This is a genomic window from Pseudomonas sp. (assembly GCF_033723075.1).
In the GTDB taxonomy this organism is placed as follows: Bacteria; Pseudomonadota; Gammaproteobacteria; order Pseudomonadales; family Pseudomonadaceae; genus Aquipseudomonas.
This window is the reverse complement of record NZ_JAWVXU010000032.1, coordinates 1-20,142: the sequence shown is the minus strand read 5'-3', so window position 1 is coordinate 20,142 and position 20,142 is coordinate 1. Positions and strand designations below refer to the sequence as shown.

The following is a 20,142-nucleotide window of genomic DNA, read 5'->3' as shown; positions in this document are numbered from 1 at the left end:
AGAGATACTGCGGGTAGGGCTAAATTAACTGGCGCAAGCAGGCATCCACTCGGCCACTTCTTGCTGATGCTGTTTAATCCAGGCTGCAGCCGCGTCGCTGTGGCTCAGACCGTCGACATCCACCATCGCTGCGGCCTGGTCAATCATGGGACCGGTGAAACTGATATTTTCAATCAATTCGAAACCACAAGACCATTTCTCTTCGAAGCCCGACCAAGCGCCTTTTTTCAGATAGCCGCCGACAGGGTTGCCGCAGTCATAGGTTTTATCCGGATTAATCCCCCAGCTAGGGTCCGTCACGCACTCTGGCGAATACTCGGGAAATTCGATGAATTTCCCCGGAAAGGCGGCACCTACCCAGTTGGGTGACCAGTTGAAAAGGATGATGGGCTCTTTGCGTGCGGCAGCGGATTTCAATTCGCCAAACAAGGCCGCGGCGGAACCGGCATTGACCACGGTGACGTTCAGGCCAAGCGCATCAATGCGCTCCTGGTCGTGCTTGATCCAGTCAACTGGGCCGGCAAGGTAGCGTGCGTTGGGTGCGGTTTCGACGGCCGCGAGTTTTTCGGCGCATGCATTGAGTGCTTTCCAATCTGGCAGGCCAGGACATATTTCCTCGACGTAATTGGGATACCACCACTCTTCGCGCGTGGTCGCGACATGGCTGCCCATATCGGTCATACGGCCGGCCTTTACTTCTTTATCGAAGTTCTGGGCCATGGTGCCTTCCCATATTTCCATTTGTAGATGCAGATCGCCAAGGCCCATGGCCGGGAACTGTCCCTGACTGTCCGCTGGCACCAGCCGGGTTTCATAACCGACTTGCTCAAGCAGTTGCTGAGCGACCCGCGCCAATACTTTCTGGCTCGACCAATTGTTATCGATGATCTTGATCGGATCACTCGATTCCGGTACGGCGGCATGAACAGACAATGCGAAGGCGCAGGTCGAAGTAAAGACGAGCGCTCCAGTCATTAGTTTGGCGAGTGGGTTCAAAGAGAACTCTCCATCTGAAGTTGAGCCGGCCCGTTACAGGCGCGGTCAAGTGAAGCGGGAACGGCAATTTCAAGCCCGAAATAGCGCTTCGCGGTTTACGAAAGGAGGTATGGAATACCGTGGCTAATCGCGACATGCGCTGCGATTCTGCCGGACAGGGTGTGGTCAACACCTGCTGCTATTGAATGGTTACGAGGTAACCCTTACTAATTTAGAACCCGTAATTTTCGGTTATGCGGGACCTCAAGGGTGCATTAATAAGCGGCCTATGGCTAGTTGTACCGGTGATTAACGGTGGTCCCGGCATCGTGAAAGGGCGTTATTAGCGAAGCCGGAGTACTTGAGGCAAGCACGCTTAAACACTCTCGAACGTGCAGTCTAGGGCATACAGGTACAGAGGCTATGGACTCCCCCGCCTCACTGGACAGCACCATGAACACCGACAAGGCCCATCAAGTCGGCGCTAACGACGTGCTGAGCAAATTCTCCGCCAGCGCACTGCGCAAGCCCCTGCTACGCACAGTCCAGGACGTCGCGGCACAATGTCCGGCAAGCGACTAATACTTGACTAAAACGCTTGGTTATTACATGGTACAGACCTGTCCACCCGGCTTGGAGCCGTTAATGAGACTGACTACTAAAGGCCGCTATGCGGTAACGGCGATGCTTGATCTAGCTTTTCATGAGGATCAAGGCTCCATCACCTTGGCGCAGATTTCCCAGCGCCAAGGGGTGTCTATCTCCTACCTGGAGCAACTGTTTGCCAAGTTACGTCGTAACAAGCTGGTAATCAGTGCTCGCGGGCCCGGCGGCGGCTACCGCTTGGCGACCAGTCCCGCACAGATCAGCGTGGCGCAGATCGTCGATGCGGCGGATGACTCCATGGATGCTACACGCTGCCTCGGCCGGGCCGATTGCCAGCAGGGTGCGGTGTGTCTTACCCATCATTTGTGGTCGGACCTGAGTGAACGTTTGCAGAATTTTTTAAACGATATCAGCCTGGCAGATCTGGTCTGTCGCGAGGATATCAAAGGGATACATTCGCGCCAGAACCAGTCCGACTGCGCCCCTGGCCAGTCAACTGCAAGCCCGGAACACATTATTTGCAGCGGCCGTTAGAGCCGCCTGATTCGTGCAGTACGCCAGCCGAGTACCATCGGCACTAGGCAGTGCGACTGCAAGCCTGAACTGACTTTGCCGCCAAGGGCCTACGCCGATTGGCGGCATGACTGAGGTGATACCGTGACTGAGCAAGTCAAAAGCCTAATCAAGCAGGACTACGCGGCTGGATTTCATTCCAATATCGCATCTGACACCCTGCCGCCCGGCCTGAATGAAGACACCGTGCGCTTTATTTCGGCGAAAAAAGGCGAACCACAATGGATGCTCGACTGGCGCCTGAAAGCGTTCCGCGCTTGGCTGGAAATGGACGAGCCCACTTGGGCCCATGTGCATTACCCCGAAATCGACTTCCAGGCCATTTCCTACTTTTCCGCGCCGAAGAGCATGGCCGACAAACCCAAGAGCCTGGATGAAGTTGATCCCGAGCTGATCGCCACCTACAAAAAACTCGGCATTCCGCTGCATGAGCAGGAAATGCTCGCCGGGGTAGCGGTGGATGCGGTGTTTGACTCGGTTTCGGTGGTCACCACCTACCGCGCCAAACTGGAAGAAGCCGGGGTAATTTTCTGTCCGATCAGCGAAGCCGTACACCGCTGCCCTGAGCTGATCCAGAAGTACCTGGGCAGTGTGGTGCCGCAAAAGGACAACTATTACGCCGCGCTCAATTCGGCGGTGTTCTCCGACGGCTCCTTTGTCTACATCCCCAAGGGCGTGCGCTGCCCCATGGAGCTGTCGACCTACTTTCGCATCAACGAGATGAACACCGGGCAGTTCGAACGGACCCTGATCATTGCTGAAGAAGGCGCCCACGTCAGCTACCTCGAAGGCTGTACCGCGCCGATGCGCGATGAGAATCAGCTGCACGCGGCGGTGGTCGAGCTGGTCGCACTGGATAACGCGACCATCAAGTATTCGACGGTACAGAACTGGTATCCGGGCAATGCCGAGGGCAAGGGCGGCATCTACAACTTCGTGACCAAGCGTGGCATTTGCCACACCAACGCGAAGATTTCCTGGACCCAGGTGGAAACTGGTTCGGCGGTCACCTGGAAGTACCCCAGCTGTATCCTCAAGGGTGACAACAGCGTGGGCGAGTTCTACTCGGTGGCCCTGACCAATAATTTCCAGCAGGCCGACACCGGCACCAAGATGATCCACCTGGGCAAGAACACCCGCTCCACCATCATCGCCAAGGGGATTTCCGCGGGCCGCAGCAACAGCGCCTATCGGGGCCTGGTGCGCATCAATCCGGGCGCCGACGGCGCGCGCAACTACACCCAGTGCGATTCGCTACTGATCGGTGATCGCTGTGGCGCGCACACCTTTCCCTATATCGAAAGTAAAAACCCCACGGCCGTGGTTGAGCACGAAGCGACCACGTCCAAGGTCAGCGATGACCAGATGTTTCTCTGTCAGCAGCGCGGACTCGACGCCGAGAAGGCCATTTCGATGATCGTCAACGGCTTTTGCCGCGATGTGTTCAAGGAGCTGCCGATGGAATTCGCGGTCGAGGCCGGCAAGTTGCTGGAAGTCAGTCTCGAAGGTTCAGTGGGTTGACCTGAACACCGAACAACGACCTTGAACGCCCCAAATTCACGCAGATATCAGGCATTAAATATGTTATCAGTCAAAGATTTATACGCGAAAGTTGAAGGCCTTGAGATTCTCAAGGGCCTTGCTATCGAGATCAAACCCGGCGAAGTACACGCTATCATGGGCCCCAACGGTTCCGGCAAAAGCACCCTGGGCAATGTCCTCTCGGGCCGCCCAGGCTATGAAGCCACCGCCGGCGCCATCACCTTCAAGGACCGTGACTTGCTGGCCATGAGCACCGAAGAACGTGCCCGTGAAGGTTTGTTTCTAGCCTTCCAGTACCCGGTGGAAATTCCCGGCGTGAGCAATATGGAATTTCTCAAGGTGTCGGTGGATGCCAAGCGCAAGCACTCCGGCCAGCCGCCGCTGTCGGCAGTCGAGTTTATGAAACTGGCCCGGGCCACCAGCCAGCGTGTGGATCTGGATGCGAGCTTTTTAAAGCGCGGGGTTAACGAAGGTTTTTCCGGCGGCGAAAAGAAGCGCAACGAGATCATGCAGATGATGCTGCTTGAACCTGATCTGTGCATTCTCGATGAAACCGACTCCGGGCTGGATATCGACGCCCTGCAACTGGTGGCCGAAGGCGTCAACAGCATGCGTGACGGCAAGCGCAGCTTTATCGTGGTCACCCACTACCAGCGCCTGCTGGACTACATAGTGCCGGATTACGTGCATGTGCTGGCCGATGGCCGCATCGTCAAATCCGGCGACAAGAGCCTGGCCCTCGAGTTGGAAGCCAAAGGCTACAGCTGGTTGGAAAACGGGGTCGCCTGAAACCATGACTGACTTTCAAACAAACGCCATCACTCTGGCCGCCGCACAGAAAAATCCGGCCTGGCTTGCCACCTTGCGTCAACAGGGCGCAGCAGACTGGTCGGCAGCCACCTGGCCGGGGCGCAAAACCGAATTATGGCAGCACACCACGCTGGCCCCCCTGCAAACCAGCGGCCCGGTTCGCTGGGCCTCGACGGGCGCTAGCGACTGGCAGGCCAGCGTCGAGGCCATGCAGCTGGACGCCACCCGCCTGGTGTTTATCAACGGCCAGTTTGCTGCTGAGCACTCCAGCCCATTGCCGCAAGGGGTGGTACGCTTTGCCGATGCCGACACGGCGCAGCAACAGCTGATCCAGCAGCACCTGGGCCAGGTGGTCGATGTTCAGCGCCACCTGTTTGCCGCGCTAAGCAACGCCTGGCTGGCCGACGGGATTCTGGTGCAGGTGGGCAACGGCCAGACACTCGAAAAACCGGTGTATATCCTCAATGTCTCGACCCCCGAGGCGCAACCGGCGGTGAGCAATCAGCGCGTGCTGCTGGTGCTGGAAGAAGGCAGCCAGGCTGAGTTGATCGAGCACTACGCCTCCAGCGCAGCCACGCAGAACGGCTTCGTCAATTGCCTGACCGAGGCCGTGGTGGGCGCCAATGCCCAGCTGCAGCATTACCGCATCAACCTGGAGCAGGAAGACCTGCTGCATGTGGGCGGCGTGCATGTGGACCTGCAGCGCGACGCGCGCTTTTATGGCTTCACCCTGGCCCAGGGCAGCCGCCTGAAACGCATCGACTACCAGGTCAATCACCGCGGCCCGGGCGCGCACCTGGAGTTGCATGGCGTCTACCTGCCGCGCAACAAACAGTTGATCGATTACCACACCAATGTCGAGCACTGCGTGCCGCACTGCAGCACCAATGAAATTTTCCGCGGCATTATTGGCGACTCGGCCAAGGCGGTTTTCAACGGGCGCATTCATATTCATCCCCAGGCCCAGAAGACCCTGGCCGAGCTCAGCAACAAGAACCTGCTGACCTCGCGCAACGCCGAGGTCTACACCAAGCCCGAGTTGGAGATCTACGCCGACGATGTGCGCTGCGCTCATGGTGCAACCATCACCCAGCTCGATCAGACCTCGCTGTTTTACCTGCAGAGCCGCGGGCTGTCCCATGCCGAGGCCATGAGCATGCTCAGTTTCGGATTTATCAACGAGCTGCTCAATCAGGTACCAGAACCGGCGGTGCAGGCCTATCTGCGCCCGCGTATCGCCGCCCTGCTCGGCCGTGAATCAGCCCACCTGGAGCAACTGGACGATGACTGAGCACGCACTGCACTCGCTTCCGGCCTTTGATGTCGAACACATCCGCCAGGATTTCCCGATTCTGCACCAACAGGTCAATGGCCATCCGCTGGTGTACCTGGACAACGCCGCCACTACGCAAAAGCCCGAGGTGGTGATTCAGGCCATTGTCGATTACTACCGCCAGGACAACAGCAATGTGCACCGCGGTGCCCATGCCCTGGCCGAGCGCGCCACCGAAAAATTCGAAGCAGCGCGCGGCAAGGTTGCCGGCTTGATTAATGCGCCACACAACCGGCAGATCATCTGGACCCGTGGCACCACCGAAGGCATCAATCTGGTGGCCGCCTGCTGGGGTCGCAGTCAGCTGCAGGCCGGTGATCGAATTCTGGTCTCGGCCATGGAGCATCACTCCAATATCGTGCCCTGGCAGATGATTGCCGCCGAAAGGGGCGCCACGGTCGAGGCGATTCCGGTAGACGCCAGCGGCACGCTGAACATGGCCGCTTTTGCCGACATGCTCGACGACCGCGTGCGCATGGTCGCCTGCGCGCAGGTGTCCAACGCCCTGGGCAGCATCAATCCGGTCGAAGAGATCGTGCGCATGGCCCATGCCGTCGGCGCCTTGTGCCTGATCGACGGCGCCCAGGCCATGAGTCACTGGTCGGTGGATGTGCAGGCGCTGGACTGCGATTTTTACGTGTTTTCCGCCCACAAGCTGTTTGGTCCCACCGGACTGGGCGTGTTGTATGGCAAGGCCGAACTGCTGGAAAGCATGCCGCCCTACCAGGGCGGTGGCGAGATGATCGAATCGGTGAGTTTTGCCGGCACCACCTACAACCAGCTGCCTTACAAGTTTGAAGCCGGTACGCCGGACATTGCCGGGGTGATTGGTTTCGGTGCGGCGGTGGATTACCTGCAGCGCCTTGACCGCGTGGCCGCGGCGGCTCATGAACAGGCCTTGCTGACCTATGCCGAAGCACGCGCCAAAGCCACTCCGGGGATGCGTCTGATCGGCACGGCGGCGCACAAGACCGCCGTACTGAGCTTTTTGCTGGAAGGCGCCCATCCGCATGACGTGGGCATGTTGCTGGATCAGCAGGGTGTAGCCGTGCGTTCCGGCAACCACTGTGCACAACCGATAATGGATCAGTTCGGCATTCCCGGCACCGTGCGCGCCAGTTTCAGCATCTACAACACCTTTGCCGAGGTTGATCGGCTGTTCGAGGCGCTGGCCAAGGTCAGAGAGTTTCTCTAAAGGGTCACACAGTTTTTTAGGAGTCATGGCATGAGCGTTGAATCCTTCGATCCGAGCCAGCAGGTGGTCACCGTCACCCCGGCCGCTCTGGAATATCTGCGCCGCCAACTGAATAGCCAGGCGGGCAAGGCGGTGCGCGTTAGCGTCAAGAAAAGCGGCTGCACCGGTTTTAAGTATGTGCTCGATATGGTCGAGCAGGCCGGTGAGAACGATCTGCATTACCGCCTGGATGAGCAGATCGAATTGTTCATCGAACGCGAGAGCTTGCCGGTGTTGTCCGGCACGCAAATCGACCTGGTCAAGGAAGGCGTCAACCGCCAGATCAGGTTCATCAACCCCAACGTCAAAGACCAATGTGGTTGCGGCGAAAGCTTCAGTGTGAGTTAAACAATGGAACGACGTATGGTAGTTGCGCAGGCCGATTGCCCCGCGCGCCGGGTCCCCGATGGCACACCGCTGACCATTCCCAAAGACACGTTCGTAACTATCACCCAGTCCCTGGGGGGTAATTACACCGTGACCTATAACGGCCAGATGGTGCGGGTCGATGGCACCGATGCAGCCAATATCGGCCTGGAACCGGAGCTGCTGAGCTTCCCCGCGCCGACCGATGAGCTGATCCACGAATCCCAGGTGTGGGAAGCGTTGCGCACGGTGTTCGACCCGGAAATCCCGGTGGACCTGGTCAATCTCGGGCTGATCTATGCGGTTGAAATCGATCAGCAAGCCAAGCGTGTGGATATCCGCATGACCCTGACTGCGCCAAGCTGTGGCATGGGCCCGGTGCTGGTGGGGGACGTGGAGTATCGGCTGCGCCTGGTACCCAATGTGGCAACGGTCAAGGTCGAACTGGTCTTCGATCCCGCCTGGAGCCGTGAAATGATGAGCGAAGAAGCGCAGCTCGAAACCGGGATGTTCTTTTGAAGGTGCCGAGGTTGAGCGAGTACGGTTTGCGAGGGCTAAGGGCATGAGTCAATTCGGCACCCAGATCAGCAGCGACGACATCATCGAGACGCTGTCTTTTTTCGATGACTGGGAAGAGCGCTACAAATACATCATCGACCTGGGCCGCGAACTGCCGCCGCTGGATGACGCCCAGCGCACCGATGAGCATCTGGTGCGCGGCTGCCAGAGCCAGGTCTGGCTGGTCAGCCAGTTGCGCGACGAGCACTTGTTCTTCGACGCGGACAGCGATGCCTTTATCGTCAAGGGTCTACTGGCCGTGGTATTGGCCGCCTATAACGGCAAACGCCCAGCCGAAATCCGCGATTTCGATATCGAGCAGTATTTCGAGCAATTGAACCTGATCAAACACCTGAGCGTCACCCGCGGCAACGGCCTGCGGGCCATGGTCCAACGCATCCAGGCGACTGCCACCGCGGCACTCTAGCCACGCGCCGAGGCTGGTGCACGGTTAAAAACTCAGCGCGGGCTTAAGCTGGATTGGCCGTGGGCCACGGTCCAGTCCAGCAGCCGCGCTGTTGGAGTTCCTGTTCTTTACCGCCCTGCGCATCTCGGAAGCACTAGCAGGCCGTTGAAAAACGTAGGCGAGGCAGGCAAGACAAGGCAAAAACAGGCGAGGAAGCGCAGTTTACGAGCTGTAAATGAGCATTCCGAGCCTGTTTTTAACGCAGTATTGCCAACGCAGGTAGTTTTTCAACGGCCTGCTAGCTTTGCACTGGGACTCCGTCGACATGAGCAAGCGCCAGGTGCACATTTGCCACACCGGAGCCTTGGGCGAGATTGCCAGGCGCACCAAGACCGGCCGAGACCGCTATGTCCTGCTGAATGATCGGGCAATACATGCACTGCAGTTCGCCAGGACGTACGCCGAGCGACGCTCGGCAGGGTGCCAGCCGCATCAAAAACACACCGGATGTGTTCCCCTCATCGAAAGGTCAGGAGCACGTCAAGGAAACCTCGAACGTCCAGCACCAACGGCGCCCTGCCCTCGCAACCCCCGGTGTCAGGTATCGGCCACCATACAACTGCCGCCACACCTATGCGACAATATGTTTAATGTCCGGCCTCAATCCCGCATTTATTGCCCAGCAACTGGGTCACAGCGTGCAAATGCTGCTCTCGACCTATGCCCGCTGGCTCAACTCAAGCTCCGATTGGGGCGAGCTATAAAACTGCAAATTGGTATCAAATCGGTATCAGCAGCATTCAGCCCGCTCTAAGTTATTGATAGGAAAGACCCTTGATCTCCACCGCTAACATCACCATGCAATTCGGGGCCAAACCCCTGTTCGAGAACGTTTCCGTCAAGTTTGGCGGCGGCAACCGTTACGGCCTGATCGGGGCGAACGGCAGCGGCAAGTCGACCTTCATGAAAATTCTCGGCAACGACCTGGAACCGAGCGGCGGTCAGGTGATGCTGGAGCCGAACGTGCGCCTGGGCAAGCTGCGCCAGGATCAGTTCGCCTACGAAGACTTCAGCGTGATCGATACCGTGATCATGGGCCACGAAGAGTTGTGGAAGGTCAAAGCCGAGCGTGACCGCATCTACTCGCTGCCGGAAATGAGCGAAGACGACGGCATGGCCGTGGCCGAACTGGAAACCGAGTTCGCAGAGATGGACGGCTACACCGCCGAATCCCGCGCCGGCGAACTGCTGATGGGCCTGGGCATTCCGCTGGCTCAGCATTTCGGCCCGATGAGCGAAGTCGCCCCAGGCTGGAAACTGCGTGTACTGCTGGCCCAGGCGCTGTTCTCGGATCCGGAAGTGTTGCTGCTCGACGAGCCGACCAACCACCTGGACATCAACACCATCCGCTGGCTGGAAAACATCCTGACCCAGCGCAACAGCACCATGATCATCATTTCTCACGACCGCCACTTCCTCAACAGTGTGTGCACCCACATGGCGGATCTGGATTACTGCGAACTGCGCCTGTTCCCGGGCAACTACGACGAGTACATGACCGCTGCGACCCAGTCGCGCGAACAACTGCTGTCGGATAACGCCAAGAAGAAAGCCCAGATCAACGAGCTGCAATCCTTCGTCAGCCGCTTCTCGGCCAACGCCTCGAAAGCCAAGCAGGCCACCTCGCGTGCCAAGCAGATCGACAAGATCCAGCTGGCCGAGGTCAAGCCGTCCAGCCGGATCAGCCCGTTCATTCGCTTCGAGCAGAACAAGAAGCTGCACCGCCAGGCCGTGATCGTCGACAGCATGGCCAAGGGCTTCGACGGCAAGCCGCTGTTCAAGAACTTCAGCTTCACCGTCGAAGCCGGCGAACGCGTGGCCATCATCGGCCCCAACGGCATCGGCAAGACCACCCTGCTGCGCACCCTGGTCGGCGAGCTGTACCCGGATGCCGGTACCGTCAAATGGACCGAAAGCGCCGAGCTGGGCTATTACGCCCAGGATCACGCCTCCGACTTCGAAGACGAGAGCAACCTGTTCGACTGGATGGGCCGCTGGACCCAGGGCGGCGAGCAACTGGTGCGTGGCACCCTCGGCCGCATGCTGTTCTCCAACGATGAGATCCTCAAGTCGGTGAAGGTGATTTCCGGTGGCGAACAGGGCCGCATGCTGTTCGGCAAGCTGATCCTGCAAAAGCCAAACGTGCTGATCATGGACGAACCGACCAACCACCTCGACATGGAATCGATCGAGGCGCTCAACCTGGCGCTGGAAAACTACCCGGGCACGCTGGTCTTCGTCAGCCACGACCGCGAGTTCGTCGGCTCCCTGGCCACGCGCATCATCGAGCTCTCCGCCAGCGGCGTAGTCGACTTCAGCGGCACCTACGACGACTATCTGCGCAGCCAGGGCCTGATCGTCTGATCCAGGCTGACTGATCGTAGACCGATGTGTAGGTGACTGGTAACGGTCAAAGCAAACGCCCCGACTGGTTCGGGGCGTTTGCGTCTACAGGCAAAAAAACTCAGCGGTTGTGACAATATCGAGCGCAACGCCGCAGCAGGCGTTTTGGGTGCCCCCCTGGGTGTCTGCACCGCAGGCAGTGCATCATGGTTTATCGCCGCGCACCAATGCTGGCGGGTTGTCGCTGCGCTTCGAATGGAGCGCCGACCAGGCTGCTCTATGCCAGGGCAGACTGCCGAATGTGCAGCGGCCGGCGCAGGCGATTGTTTTCTCACACCCAGTGAAAACGAACCCGGGCCAGCAGCTCGATCATTCGGCGCACGTGGCTTGCCAACATCGACTCCCGGCAGCTGCCCTGCCGGCACTTGCTACCCATACTGCGCCCTGCGCGCCGCCCGCAACAGCCAGCTCAGTCGTTCAGGCCGGCGCGACCATGGGCGACGAAGCGCATCATCCACTCGGCCACCGTGTGGCCCTGGTGCTCGTGCTGCAGGCTGTCGACGCCCTTGCGGTAGGCCTCCTGGCCAATGTGCTGCTGGCGAATCTCCAGCAGCTCCTTGGAGTAGTCGTGGATGAACTCCGGATGGCCCTGGAAGCACAGCACCTGGTCGTCGATGCAGTAGGCGGCGATCGGGCAGAAATCGCTGGAAGCCAGCAGCGTGGCATTTTCCGGCAACTTGGTGACCTGATCCTGGTGGCTGATCAGCAGGGTCAGCTCCTCCAGCACCGGGGTCATCCAGGCCGGCTGATGGGCCAGGCGATAGCGGTGGGTGCCCACGCCCCAGCCCTGCTCGGCGCGCTCGGCCTTGCCGCCGAGCAGCAGCGCCAGAAGTTGGTGGCCGAAGCAGATGCCGAGCAACTTGTCGCCGTGGGCATAGCGCTCGAGCAGATAGGTCTTGAGGGTTTCGATCCACGGATCGCTGCCGAACGAATCGGCCTTGCTGCCGGTGACCAGATAGGCATCGTAGTGTTCGCTGTCCGGCGGGTAGTGGCCTTCCATCACGTTGTACACGGTGAACTCGGCGGCGATCGGCTGGCGAGCGAAGAGCTGCTCGAACATCCGGCCATAGCCCTGGTACTGGTCGACCAGTTCGGGGCGAAGAATGTCAGTTTCCAGAATGCAAATCTGCAACGGCATGGGGCAAATACCTGAAACGCGAGTGGTGATTGGTAGGGTGTTCAAGCCTGCCTGTGGCTGGGCGGCAAGGCAAGAGGACGAGTCGCCAGCCCGGCACAAAATCGACCTCTCAGCCAGTCTGCGCCTGTATCAGCGCGTTCGATAGTCCGCAAGTCATCTGTTCGCGTCTGTCATCCAGCGCGCAGATGATCGGCGCGGCGGGCCGAGCCCAGGCCACCCGGAAGGACACTCGATCAACGCCTCCAGAAACAGCGACAGGGGCACATCGCCAGCGCCGGGAACTCGCGCAGCAGCACAGCCTAATCGGTGCGCTTGCGTGCGAGTCCCCGGCGGGTCACTCGGAGTCAGAAGTTTTCGTTCCTGGCGGCTTTCTCCAGCAACAGGGCCGGCGGCAGGAAGCGTTCGCCATACTGCTCGGCCAAGTATTGGGCGCGGGCAACGAAATCGCGGATGCCGTATTGATTGATGAACTGCAGCGCCCCGCCGGTCCAGGCAGCGAAGCCGATGCCGAAGATCGAGCCGATGTTGGCGTCTGCTACCGACTCGAGCACGCCCTCTTCCACGCAGCGCACGGTTTCGATGGCCTGGATGAACAAGAGGCGGTCGCGCACATCCTGTTGCGAGATCTGCGCGTCGGGCTTTTCGAAACGGGTCTTGAGCTGCGGCCACAGGTGCTTCTTGCCGCCGGCCGGATACTCGTAGAACCCCGCACCGGCCGCTTTGCCCGGTCGCTTGTATTCACCCAGCATCAGCTCGATCACCGCGAAGGCGGGATGCGGCGCGATGCTCTTGCCCTCTTCGGCCAGGTCCTTGAGGGTCTGCTGACGGATATGGTTCATCAGGCTCATGGACACTTCGTCGCTGATCGCCAATGGGCCGACCGGCATGCCGGCCTTGCGCGCTTCATTCTCGATCAGCGCCGCCGACACGCCTTCGCCGAGCATGGCGATGCCTTCGTTGGTGAAGGTACCGAACACCCGCGAGGTGAAGAAGCCGCGGCGGTCGTTGACCACAATCGGGGTCTTGTTGATCTGCATGACGTAGTCGAAGCCGCGCGCCAGGGACTCGTCGCTGGTGCGCTCGCCCCTGATGATCTCCACCAGCGGCATCTTGTCCACCGGGCTGAAGAAATGCAGGCCGATGAATTTGTCCTGTTTCTGCACCGCAGTGGCCAGGCCGGTGATCGGCAGGGTCGAGGTGTTGGAGGCGATCAGCGCATCCGCCAGCGCAACCCGCTCGGCCGCGGCGGTGACATTGGCCTTGAGGTCGCGATCCTCGAATACCGCCTCGATGATCAGGTCGCAGCCTTCGAAGTCGGCATCCTTGTCGGTGGCCTTGATCCGCGCCAGGATGCTGTCGCGCTTGTCGACACTCATCTGGCCGCGGCCGACCTTTTTCTCCAGCAACTTGGCCGAATAGCTCTTGCCCTTCTCGGCCGCTTCCAGCGAGACGTCCTTGAGGACCACCTCGATACCGGCCACGGCCGAGACATAGGCAATGCCCGCACCCATCATCCCGGCGCCGAGCACGCCGACCTTGCGCGTGACATAGGGCGCAAAACCCTGGGGGCGCGAGCCACCGGCGTTGATCTGGTTGAGCTGGAACCAGAAGGTGCCGATCATGTTCTTCGCCACCTGGCCGGTGGCCAGTTCGGTGAAGTAGCGTGCCTCGATGATCTGCGCGGTGTCGAAGTCGACCTGGGCGCCCTCGACCGCGGCGCACATGATCTTCTCCGGCGCGGGGAAGCAGCCCTTGGTCTTGTCACGCAGGATGGAGGGGGCGATGGCGAGCATCTGCGCCACATTGGGGCTCGCCGGGGTGCCGCCGGGGATCTTGTAGCCGGGCATATCCCAGGGTTGCACGGCATTCGGGTTGGCCAGGATCCAGGCCCGGGCCTTGGCCAGCAGGTCATCCTTGTCGCTGGCCAGTTCATGGATCAGACCGGCCTTGAGCGCGGCATCCGGGCGCACCTTCTTGCCTTCGAGCAGGTACGGCAGGGCCTTTTCCAGCCCCAGCAGGCGCACCATGCGCACCACCCCGCCGCCGCCGGGCAGCAGGCCGAGGGTCACTTCCGGCAGGCCGAGTTGCACGCGAGAGCTGTCCAGGGCGATACGCCGGTGGCAGGCCAGGCAGATTTCCCAACCGCCGCCCAGGGCCGCACCGTTGATCGCCGCCACCACTGGTTTGCCCAGGGTTTCCAGGCGGCGCAGTTGGGCCTTGATCGTCAGGATCATGTCATAGAACGGCTTGGCATCGGCCTTGGTGACCTTGATCAGCTCATTGAGGTCGCCGCCGGCAAAGAAGGTCTGCTTCGCCGAGGTGACGATCACCCCGGCGATGCTGTCCTTCTCCGTTTCCAGGCGCGCGACGACCTTGCCCATGGCCGCGCGATATTCCGCGTTCATGGTGTTGGCACTCTGCCCGGGCATGTCGATGGTCAGCACGACGATAGCGTCCTGGCCTTTGTCGTAACGGATGGCGTCAGTCATTAGTTAATTCCTTTCTTGCCGGCAGTTGCGCTCGACTGGAGGGCAACGCAGAAACCGTAGGAGCGGGGCCAGCCCCCGCGGGTTTTGGCGGGGCAGGCCCCCGCCGACCCGCCGAGGTTGTATAGCAAGATAAATGTGGGGATTCCCAATCCACCCCCAAACCCTGGGGCGGGGCCCCCCCGCGCGCTTTTCCCGGCGGCCCGCCCCCGCTCCTACGCTCCGAGTTAGATACGCTCGATAATGGTCGCGATGCCCATGCCACCGCCTACGCAGAGAGAGGCCAGACCGTAACGCAACTGGCGCTTCTCCAGCTCGTCGAGCAATGTGCCGAGAATCGCGCAGCCAGTGGCGCCCAGAGGGTGACCCATGGCGATGGAGCCGCCGTTGACGTTGACCTTGTCTTCGCTCACTCCCATGTCCTTCATGAATTTCATTACTACCGAGGCAAAGGCTTCGTTGACCTCGAACAGATCGATGTCCTCGACATTGAGCCCAGCCTTGGCCAGTGCCTTGCGCGTGGCCGGTGCCGGGCCGGTGAGCATGATGGTCGGGTCGGTGCCGATCACCGCAGTGGCGACGATGCGCGCACGGGGTGTCAACCCCAGCTCCTTGCCCTTGGCGGCGGAGCCGATCAGCATCAGCGCCGAGCCGTCGACGATGCCGGAGCTGTTGCCCGGGGTGTGCACGTGGCTGATCTGCTCGACATGGCTGTAGACCCGCAGTGCGGTGCTGTCGAAGCCCATCTGTCCCATCGTCTCGAAGCTCGGCTTGAGCTTGCCGAGGCCCTCGAGGGTGCTGTCGCCGCGAATGAATTCGTCGTGATCGAGCAGCACGATGCCGTTCTGATCACGCACTGGAATCAGCGATTTGTTGAACGAGCCGTCGGCGCTGGCGCGCGCGGCCTTCTGCTGCGAGCGCAGGGCAAAGGCGTCGACATCGCCGCGGCTGAAGCCTTCCAGGGTGGCGATCAGGTCGGCACCGATGCCCTGGGGGGTGAAATGGCTATGCAGGTTGGTTTCCGGATCCATCACCCAGGCGCCGCCGTCGGAGCCCATGGGCACGCGCGACATCGACTCGACGCCACCCACCACCACCAGGTCTTCGAAGCCGGAGCGCACTTTCATCGCACCAAGGTTCACCGCCTCCAGGCCCGACGCGCAGAAACGATTGAGCTGCATGCCCGATACACTGACGTCCCAGTCGGCGACCATGGCGGCGGTCTTGGCGATGTCAGCGCCCTGGTCACCCACGGGCGTCACACAGCCAAGCACGATGTCGTCGACCTGGCTGGTATCAAGGTTGTTGCGCGCTTGCAGGGCGTTGAGCAGGCCGGCGACCAGGTTGACCGGCTTGACGCTGTAGAGCGCGCCGTCTTTCTTGCCTTTGCCGCGGGGCGTGCGCACTGCATCGAAAATGAATGCTTCGGTCATGGCGTCCTCTGACCTCCCTTGGAGGGTATGGATGGCGGCGCATTGCTGCCTGGCTGCGCCTGTTCTGGTTGGCTGCACTACCTTACCCCCAGATGGGGCAGGCTCAATGACCGAAGTGCTCAGGCACATTGACCGCTCTGCTCAGACGAACGGTCGTCTGCTGGCGTTATGCAGGCACAGGCCAGCGTAATGGCTCTGGTTCAAGGGTTGCTCAGGCTCTTGGCGGTACCAGGCATAACTCAATGTTCAGAATTCGCAACGGCTAACAACCAAGTTATCTAAGCGATCGGTGACATCCCCCCTAGAGTTAGCATGACTACATGGAAATAGAGCTACAAAAGTAGATGCCGCCGCCGGGTTTTGCCGGGGCGGTTTTTCAGTCCACGCCCAGGCGTGACGCTGCAGCCCGACAGGCCTTTAGAGCGGGTATTCGACGCCACACCAACAAAAATAAAAGGCAGATGGCCATGTTCAAACAGCCCAAAATCCGGCAAGCGAGTCTGATCATATTTGCCACGACCTTGATCCTGATAATTCCCAACCTGACTCGCCTGGTCGGCTGAGCACTCGCCTGTACTGTTGCTGCGTACCGCGTTTAAGCGGCGAGCGCGGCGCAGGCAAGCGTTCGCCATGAACAGACCAACACGCTCATCGACTCGCGCCGGGTTGCGCGGTGCGCATGGGCTGTCCGAAGCCCGTCATCAACTGTCACCCAGGTTGCTCTATTCTCGGCTTCTTCAATTATGCCAAGGCGCCCATCGACGGCCGGCCACAGGGTGCAGAATCGGTAAAAAGCAGCCCGCAGCTTGGTTTCGCTACGCACCAGCTCCACCTGCATACGGGCTGCGGCGCACACCGTAGCCTGGATGCAAGCCAGGAAAGCGGTGTATCAGCCGCACGCTTCCCGACTATTCCCAGTAGTCAACCGGCGGCATCGGCAGCTGGCCGAGCAATGTACTCAGGCCGCCGCACCACTGCTGACGAATCCCCTCGAAATAGGCATCGCCTTCGCGTACGCGAAAACCGCTCGGCACCTCGAAGCTGTCGGTTTTGTAGACCAGCAGATCCAGCGGCATACCGACCGACAGGTTGCTGCGGATGGTCGAGTCGAAGGAAATCAGGGCGCAACGCAGCGCCAGTTGCAAAGGCGTCTGGTAACTCAGCGCGCGATCGAGGATCGGCTTGCCGTATTTGCTTTCGCCGATCTGGAAGTACGGCGTGTCTTCGCTGGACGCGATGAAGTTGCCCTGCGGATAGAGGTTGTATAGCGCCGGGGCTTCGCCATGAATCTGCCCGCCGAGCAGAAACGAGCAGCCTAGTTCGATGCCCTGGTTCAGGGTTGCGCCTTCATCATGGGCCAACACTTCGCGCAGGGTGTCGCCCACCAGAGTCGCCGCGGCAAACAGGCTCGGGACGTTGTGCAAATGCTCGCCGTCAGCGCCCAGGCGATGGCGTAGCAGGCTGATCACCGATTGCGAGGTGGCCAGGTTGCCGGCGCTTTGCAGGACGATCAAACGCTCGCCGGGTACCCCGAACACATGCAGTTTGCGAAATACGGAAATGTGATCGACACCCGCGTTGGTGCGCGAATCGGAAACGAACACCAGCCCTTCGGCCAGGTTCAGGGCAACACAGTAGGTCATGCTTCACCTTGTAGAACCAATGCGCCCGGTGCAGTGGTAAATCCTGCACCGGGCGCGGTTGAGTACTCATCGTGCGAATTCTACTGGTGTTGCACCTGCAACAGCGGAGAAACTTCTACGAGGGCGTGCATCTGCTCGGTGCCGCCACCGCGGCGCATGCCGCGCACCGGGCAGGCATCCAGGTAATCCAGGCCGATCGCCAGCTTCAGATGGCGTTCCGGCTTGGCCAGGCAGTTGGTCACATCGAAGCTGTACCAGGCACCCTCCAGCCAGGCTTCGGCCCAGGCGTGGCTGGCCAGGTGGTCGTCGCTGTTGGTGAGCAGATAACCAGACACATAGCGCGCCGGGATGCCCAGGCTGCGCGCGCAGGCGAGAAAGGCATGGGCATGGTCCTGGCAGACGCCCTGCTGCCCGGCGAAGGCTTCGGCGGCGCTGGTTTCCACCGCCGTACTGCCGGTCAGGTAACTGATGTGGCCATGCAAGCCCTGCATAAGGTCGATCAAGGCGCTGCGGTCGCGACGTTTTTTGCAGTGCAGCTGGGCGAACTCGCGCAAGGCTGCATCCGCCGTCGTCAGGCGGGTGAACCGCAGGAACGGCAGCGCCGACTGGCTCTCGTGTTCGGACTCACGCTGTTCATCGATCTCGACCTGGCCGCTGGCGCCGATGACGATGGATTCGTGGGGCTCATCGATCGTCAGCACATGCAGGATGTTGCCGTACGGATCGAGCTGGGCGCGCACCGGGCGCGGCAGCTTGAGCTGCCAGTTGAGCACGCGCTGGCGTTCACTGTCGTGGGGGGTCAGGCGCAGGTACTGGATGCTCGCGCGCACCTGATTTTCGTAGTGATAGGTGGTGTCGTGGCTGATGGACAGTCTCATGCAACCTCCAGGTAGGAACTGTGGATGGCGTGGCCCAGCTTGCGCACCAGCAGGATGAAGTCGGTGAGCCAGGCATGCAGGCCCTCATCCAGCACTTCGTTGATGCTGGTGTAGCGCAGGCGGGCTTCCAGTTCGGCCGCCAGGCGCTGGGCCGGGCGACCATTCTCGCCAGGCAGGCTGGCGAGCATCAGGCTGAGTTCGTCCATGCAGGCGCGCAGCGAGCGCGGCACCTCGGGACGCAACAGCAACAGCTCCGAGACCTTGCGCGTACCCGGCGAGCCGCGGTAGATCTCGGCGAAAGCCTCGAACGAGGACAGTGCGCGCAACAGCGCACTCCACTGGTAGTAGCTGCGTGCCGGGCGGCCGTCAACCTCGTCGATGTCCTCGCCGAGCATTTCGTAACGCGCATCGAGCAGACGCAGGGTGTTGTCCGCCCGTTCGATAAAGGTGCCCAGGCGAATGAAACGGTACGGGTCGCCGCGCATGATGGTGCCGAAGGTGGCGCCGCGGAACAGGTGCGAACGCTCCTTGACCCACTCGCAGAAGCGGCTGATGCCGTAACGCCCCAGTCCCTGCTCGGCGATGCCGCGAATCTCCAGCCAGCTGGCGTTGATGTTCTCCCACATCTCGGCGGTGATGCGCCCACGCACCGCGTGGGCATTGCTGCGCGCCGCGCCCAGGCAGTTGTAAATGCTCGCCGGGTTCTCGGCATCCAGGGCGAAGAAATGCAGGATGCGCTCGGCATGCAACTGGCCATGGCGCGCCATGTATTCCTCAAGTGTGCCGGTGATGAGCAGCGGCATGGCCAGCTCTTCCAGGCCATCGCCACGGCCATCCTGCGGCATCAGCGACAGTGAATAACTGACATCGAGCATGCGCGCGAGGTTTTCCGCGCGTTCCAGGTAACGCGACATCCAGTACAGATCGGAGGCAGTTCTACTCAGCATAGTCAGGGCGCTCTCATGTTAAATGGCGAGCCACGTTGGCGCTGTGAGCCTGCCAGGCAAGGCGCGGGGCTACTCCCTCGTCAAGTCGCGCAACGCTGCATGGCGGGCTCACAACACCAACCCGAAGGGCCGCGCCCCGCAAGGCGCAATCCCGCGTTATTCGTCGTTCATTTGGAATAGCCAAACTTCCCTCCTCATTCCTTGCCTTGCGCCTTGCGAGCCAGTGACGTGGCCATGACGAAACGGCAACAGACCCTAGTCCTCCACCACCCAGGTGTCCTTGGTACCGCCGCCTTGCGACGAGTTGACCACCAGCGAGCCCTCACGCAACGCCACCCGGGTCAGCCCGCCCGGCACCAGGCGCACTTCGCGGCCGGACAGGACGAACGGGCGCAGGTCGATGTGCCGCGGCGCGATGCCGGTCTCGACAAAGGTCGGGCAGGTCGACAGGCACAGGGTTGGCTGGGCGATATAGGCTTCGGGTTTGGCCATCAGACGGGCGCGAAAGTCTTCGATCTCGGCCTTGCTCGCGGCCGGCCCGACCAGCATGCCGTAGCCGCCGGAGCCCTGGGTTTCCTTGACCACCAGCTCGCCGAGGTTGGCCAGCACGTGGGACAGGTCAGCCGGTTTGCTGCACTGCCAGGTCGGCACGTTCTTGAGGATCGGCTCCTCATCCAGGTAGAAGCGGATCATCTCGGTGACGTAGGGATAGGTCGACTTGTCGTCCGCCACCCCGGTGCCGATGGCGTTG

General features: G+C 60.8%; 18 protein-coding genes and 1 pseudogene. 11 read left to right on the top strand and 8 right to left on the bottom strand.

From position 1 onward, the window contains the following. Positions 1-24: 24 nt before the first annotated feature. Entirely contained in the window at positions 25-996 is a 972-nt protein-coding gene (locus tag R3355_RS22870) for an ABC transporter substrate-binding protein (protein WP_318948442.1), read from the bottom strand. Between the two features lie 402 nt (positions 997-1,398). Here R3355_RS22870 and R3355_RS22865 point away from each other — a divergent pair, with 402 nt between their 5' ends. From R3355_RS22865 to R3355_RS22815, 11 genes and pseudogenes are all read left to right on the top strand, one after another. Next, complete coding sequence (locus R3355_RS22865; RefSeq protein ID WP_318963397.1) at positions 1,399-1,557, top strand: hypothetical protein; 159 nt, start codon at positions 1,399-1,401, stop codon at positions 1,555-1,557. Between the two features lie 63 nt (positions 1,558-1,620). Continuing rightward, entirely contained in the window at positions 1,621-2,115 is a 495-nt protein-coding gene (locus tag R3355_RS22860; protein ID WP_318963396.1) for an Rrf2 family transcriptional regulator, read from the top strand. 123 nt (positions 2,116-2,238) lie between these two features. Continuing rightward, on the top strand, positions 2,239-3,675 hold the full coding sequence (gene sufB, locus R3355_RS22855) for a Fe-S cluster assembly protein SufB (RefSeq protein WP_318948443.1): 1,437 nt from the start codon (positions 2,239-2,241) through the stop codon (positions 3,673-3,675). A 60-nt stretch (positions 3,676-3,735) separates the two neighbouring features. Continuing rightward, entirely contained in the window at positions 3,736-4,485 is a 750-nt protein-coding gene (gene sufC, locus R3355_RS22850; RefSeq protein ID WP_318963395.1) for a Fe-S cluster assembly ATPase SufC, read from the top strand. A gap of 4 nt (positions 4,486-4,489) precedes the next feature. Then, on the top strand, positions 4,490-5,797 hold the full coding sequence (gene sufD, locus R3355_RS22845) for a Fe-S cluster assembly protein SufD (protein ID WP_318963394.1): 1,308 nt from the start codon (positions 4,490-4,492) through the stop codon (positions 5,795-5,797). Further along, complete coding sequence (locus tag R3355_RS22840) at positions 5,790-7,034, top strand: cysteine desulfurase (RefSeq protein WP_318963392.1); 1,245 nt, start codon at positions 5,790-5,792, stop codon at positions 7,032-7,034. Before sufD ends, R3355_RS22840 begins: the two co-directional genes overlap by 8 nt. A 30-nt stretch (positions 7,035-7,064) precedes the next feature. Next, a complete protein-coding gene (locus R3355_RS22835; RefSeq protein ID WP_318963390.1) occupies positions 7,065-7,421 on the top strand; it encodes an iron-sulfur cluster assembly accessory protein in 357 nt (118 codons plus the stop codon). A gap of 15 nt (positions 7,422-7,436) precedes the next feature. Next, entirely contained in the window at positions 7,437-7,958 is a 522-nt protein-coding gene (gene sufT, locus R3355_RS22830) for a putative Fe-S cluster assembly protein SufT (RefSeq protein ID WP_318948448.1), read from the top strand. 43 nt (positions 7,959-8,001) lie between these two features. Further along, on the top strand, positions 8,002-8,424 hold the full coding sequence (locus R3355_RS22825; protein WP_318963389.1) for a SufE family protein: 423 nt from the start codon (positions 8,002-8,004) through the stop codon (positions 8,422-8,424). Positions 8,425-8,686: 262 nt separating this feature from the next. After that, positions 8,687-9,217 (top strand): annotated as a pseudogene (locus tag R3355_RS22820) (tyrosine-type recombinase/integrase); the annotation flags it as partial. 20 nt (positions 9,218-9,237) lie between these two features. Beyond that, entirely contained in the window at positions 9,238-10,827 is a 1,590-nt protein-coding gene (locus R3355_RS22815; protein ID WP_318963388.1) for an ABC-F family ATPase, read from the top strand. Between the two features lie 448 nt (positions 10,828-11,275). On the opposite strand, the gene R3355_RS22810 is transcribed toward R3355_RS22815, so the two are convergent. The 7 genes from R3355_RS22810 to R3355_RS22780 all read right to left on the bottom strand — a co-directional run. Continuing rightward, positions 11,276-12,004, bottom strand: coding sequence for an amidotransferase (locus R3355_RS22810; RefSeq protein ID WP_318951378.1), 729 nt, complete (start codon positions 12,002-12,004; stop codon positions 11,276-11,278). Positions 12,005-12,348: 344 nt separating this feature from the next. Continuing rightward, positions 12,349-14,493, bottom strand: coding sequence for a 3-hydroxyacyl-CoA dehydrogenase NAD-binding domain-containing protein (locus R3355_RS22805; protein WP_318963386.1), 2,145 nt, complete (start codon positions 14,491-14,493; stop codon positions 12,349-12,351). A gap of 224 nt (positions 14,494-14,717) precedes the next feature. After that, positions 14,718-15,923: an acetyl-CoA C-acetyltransferase gene (locus R3355_RS22800; RefSeq protein ID WP_318963385.1), complete on the bottom strand. Its 1,206-nt coding sequence runs from the start codon at positions 15,921-15,923 to the stop codon at positions 14,718-14,720. Positions 15,924-16,831: 908 nt separating this feature from the next. Continuing rightward, entirely contained in the window at positions 16,832-17,566 is a 735-nt protein-coding gene (locus R3355_RS22795; RefSeq protein WP_318963383.1) for a proteasome-type protease, read from the bottom strand. Between the two features lie 80 nt (positions 17,567-17,646). Further along, complete coding sequence (locus R3355_RS22790) at positions 17,647-18,444, bottom strand: transglutaminase family protein (protein WP_318963381.1); 798 nt, start codon at positions 18,442-18,444, stop codon at positions 17,647-17,649. After that, positions 18,441-19,391 carry an alpha-E domain-containing protein gene (locus R3355_RS22785; protein WP_318963380.1) on the bottom strand — a complete coding sequence of 317 codons (951 nt, stop codon included), beginning with the start codon at positions 19,389-19,391 and terminating at the stop codon, positions 18,441-18,443. Before R3355_RS22785 ends, R3355_RS22790 begins: the two co-directional genes overlap by 4 nt. A gap of 255 nt (positions 19,392-19,646) precedes the next feature. Further along, the coding region (locus R3355_RS22780) for a circularly permuted type 2 ATP-grasp protein (protein WP_318963379.1) at positions 19,647-20,142 on the bottom strand (496 nt) is incomplete at its 5' end.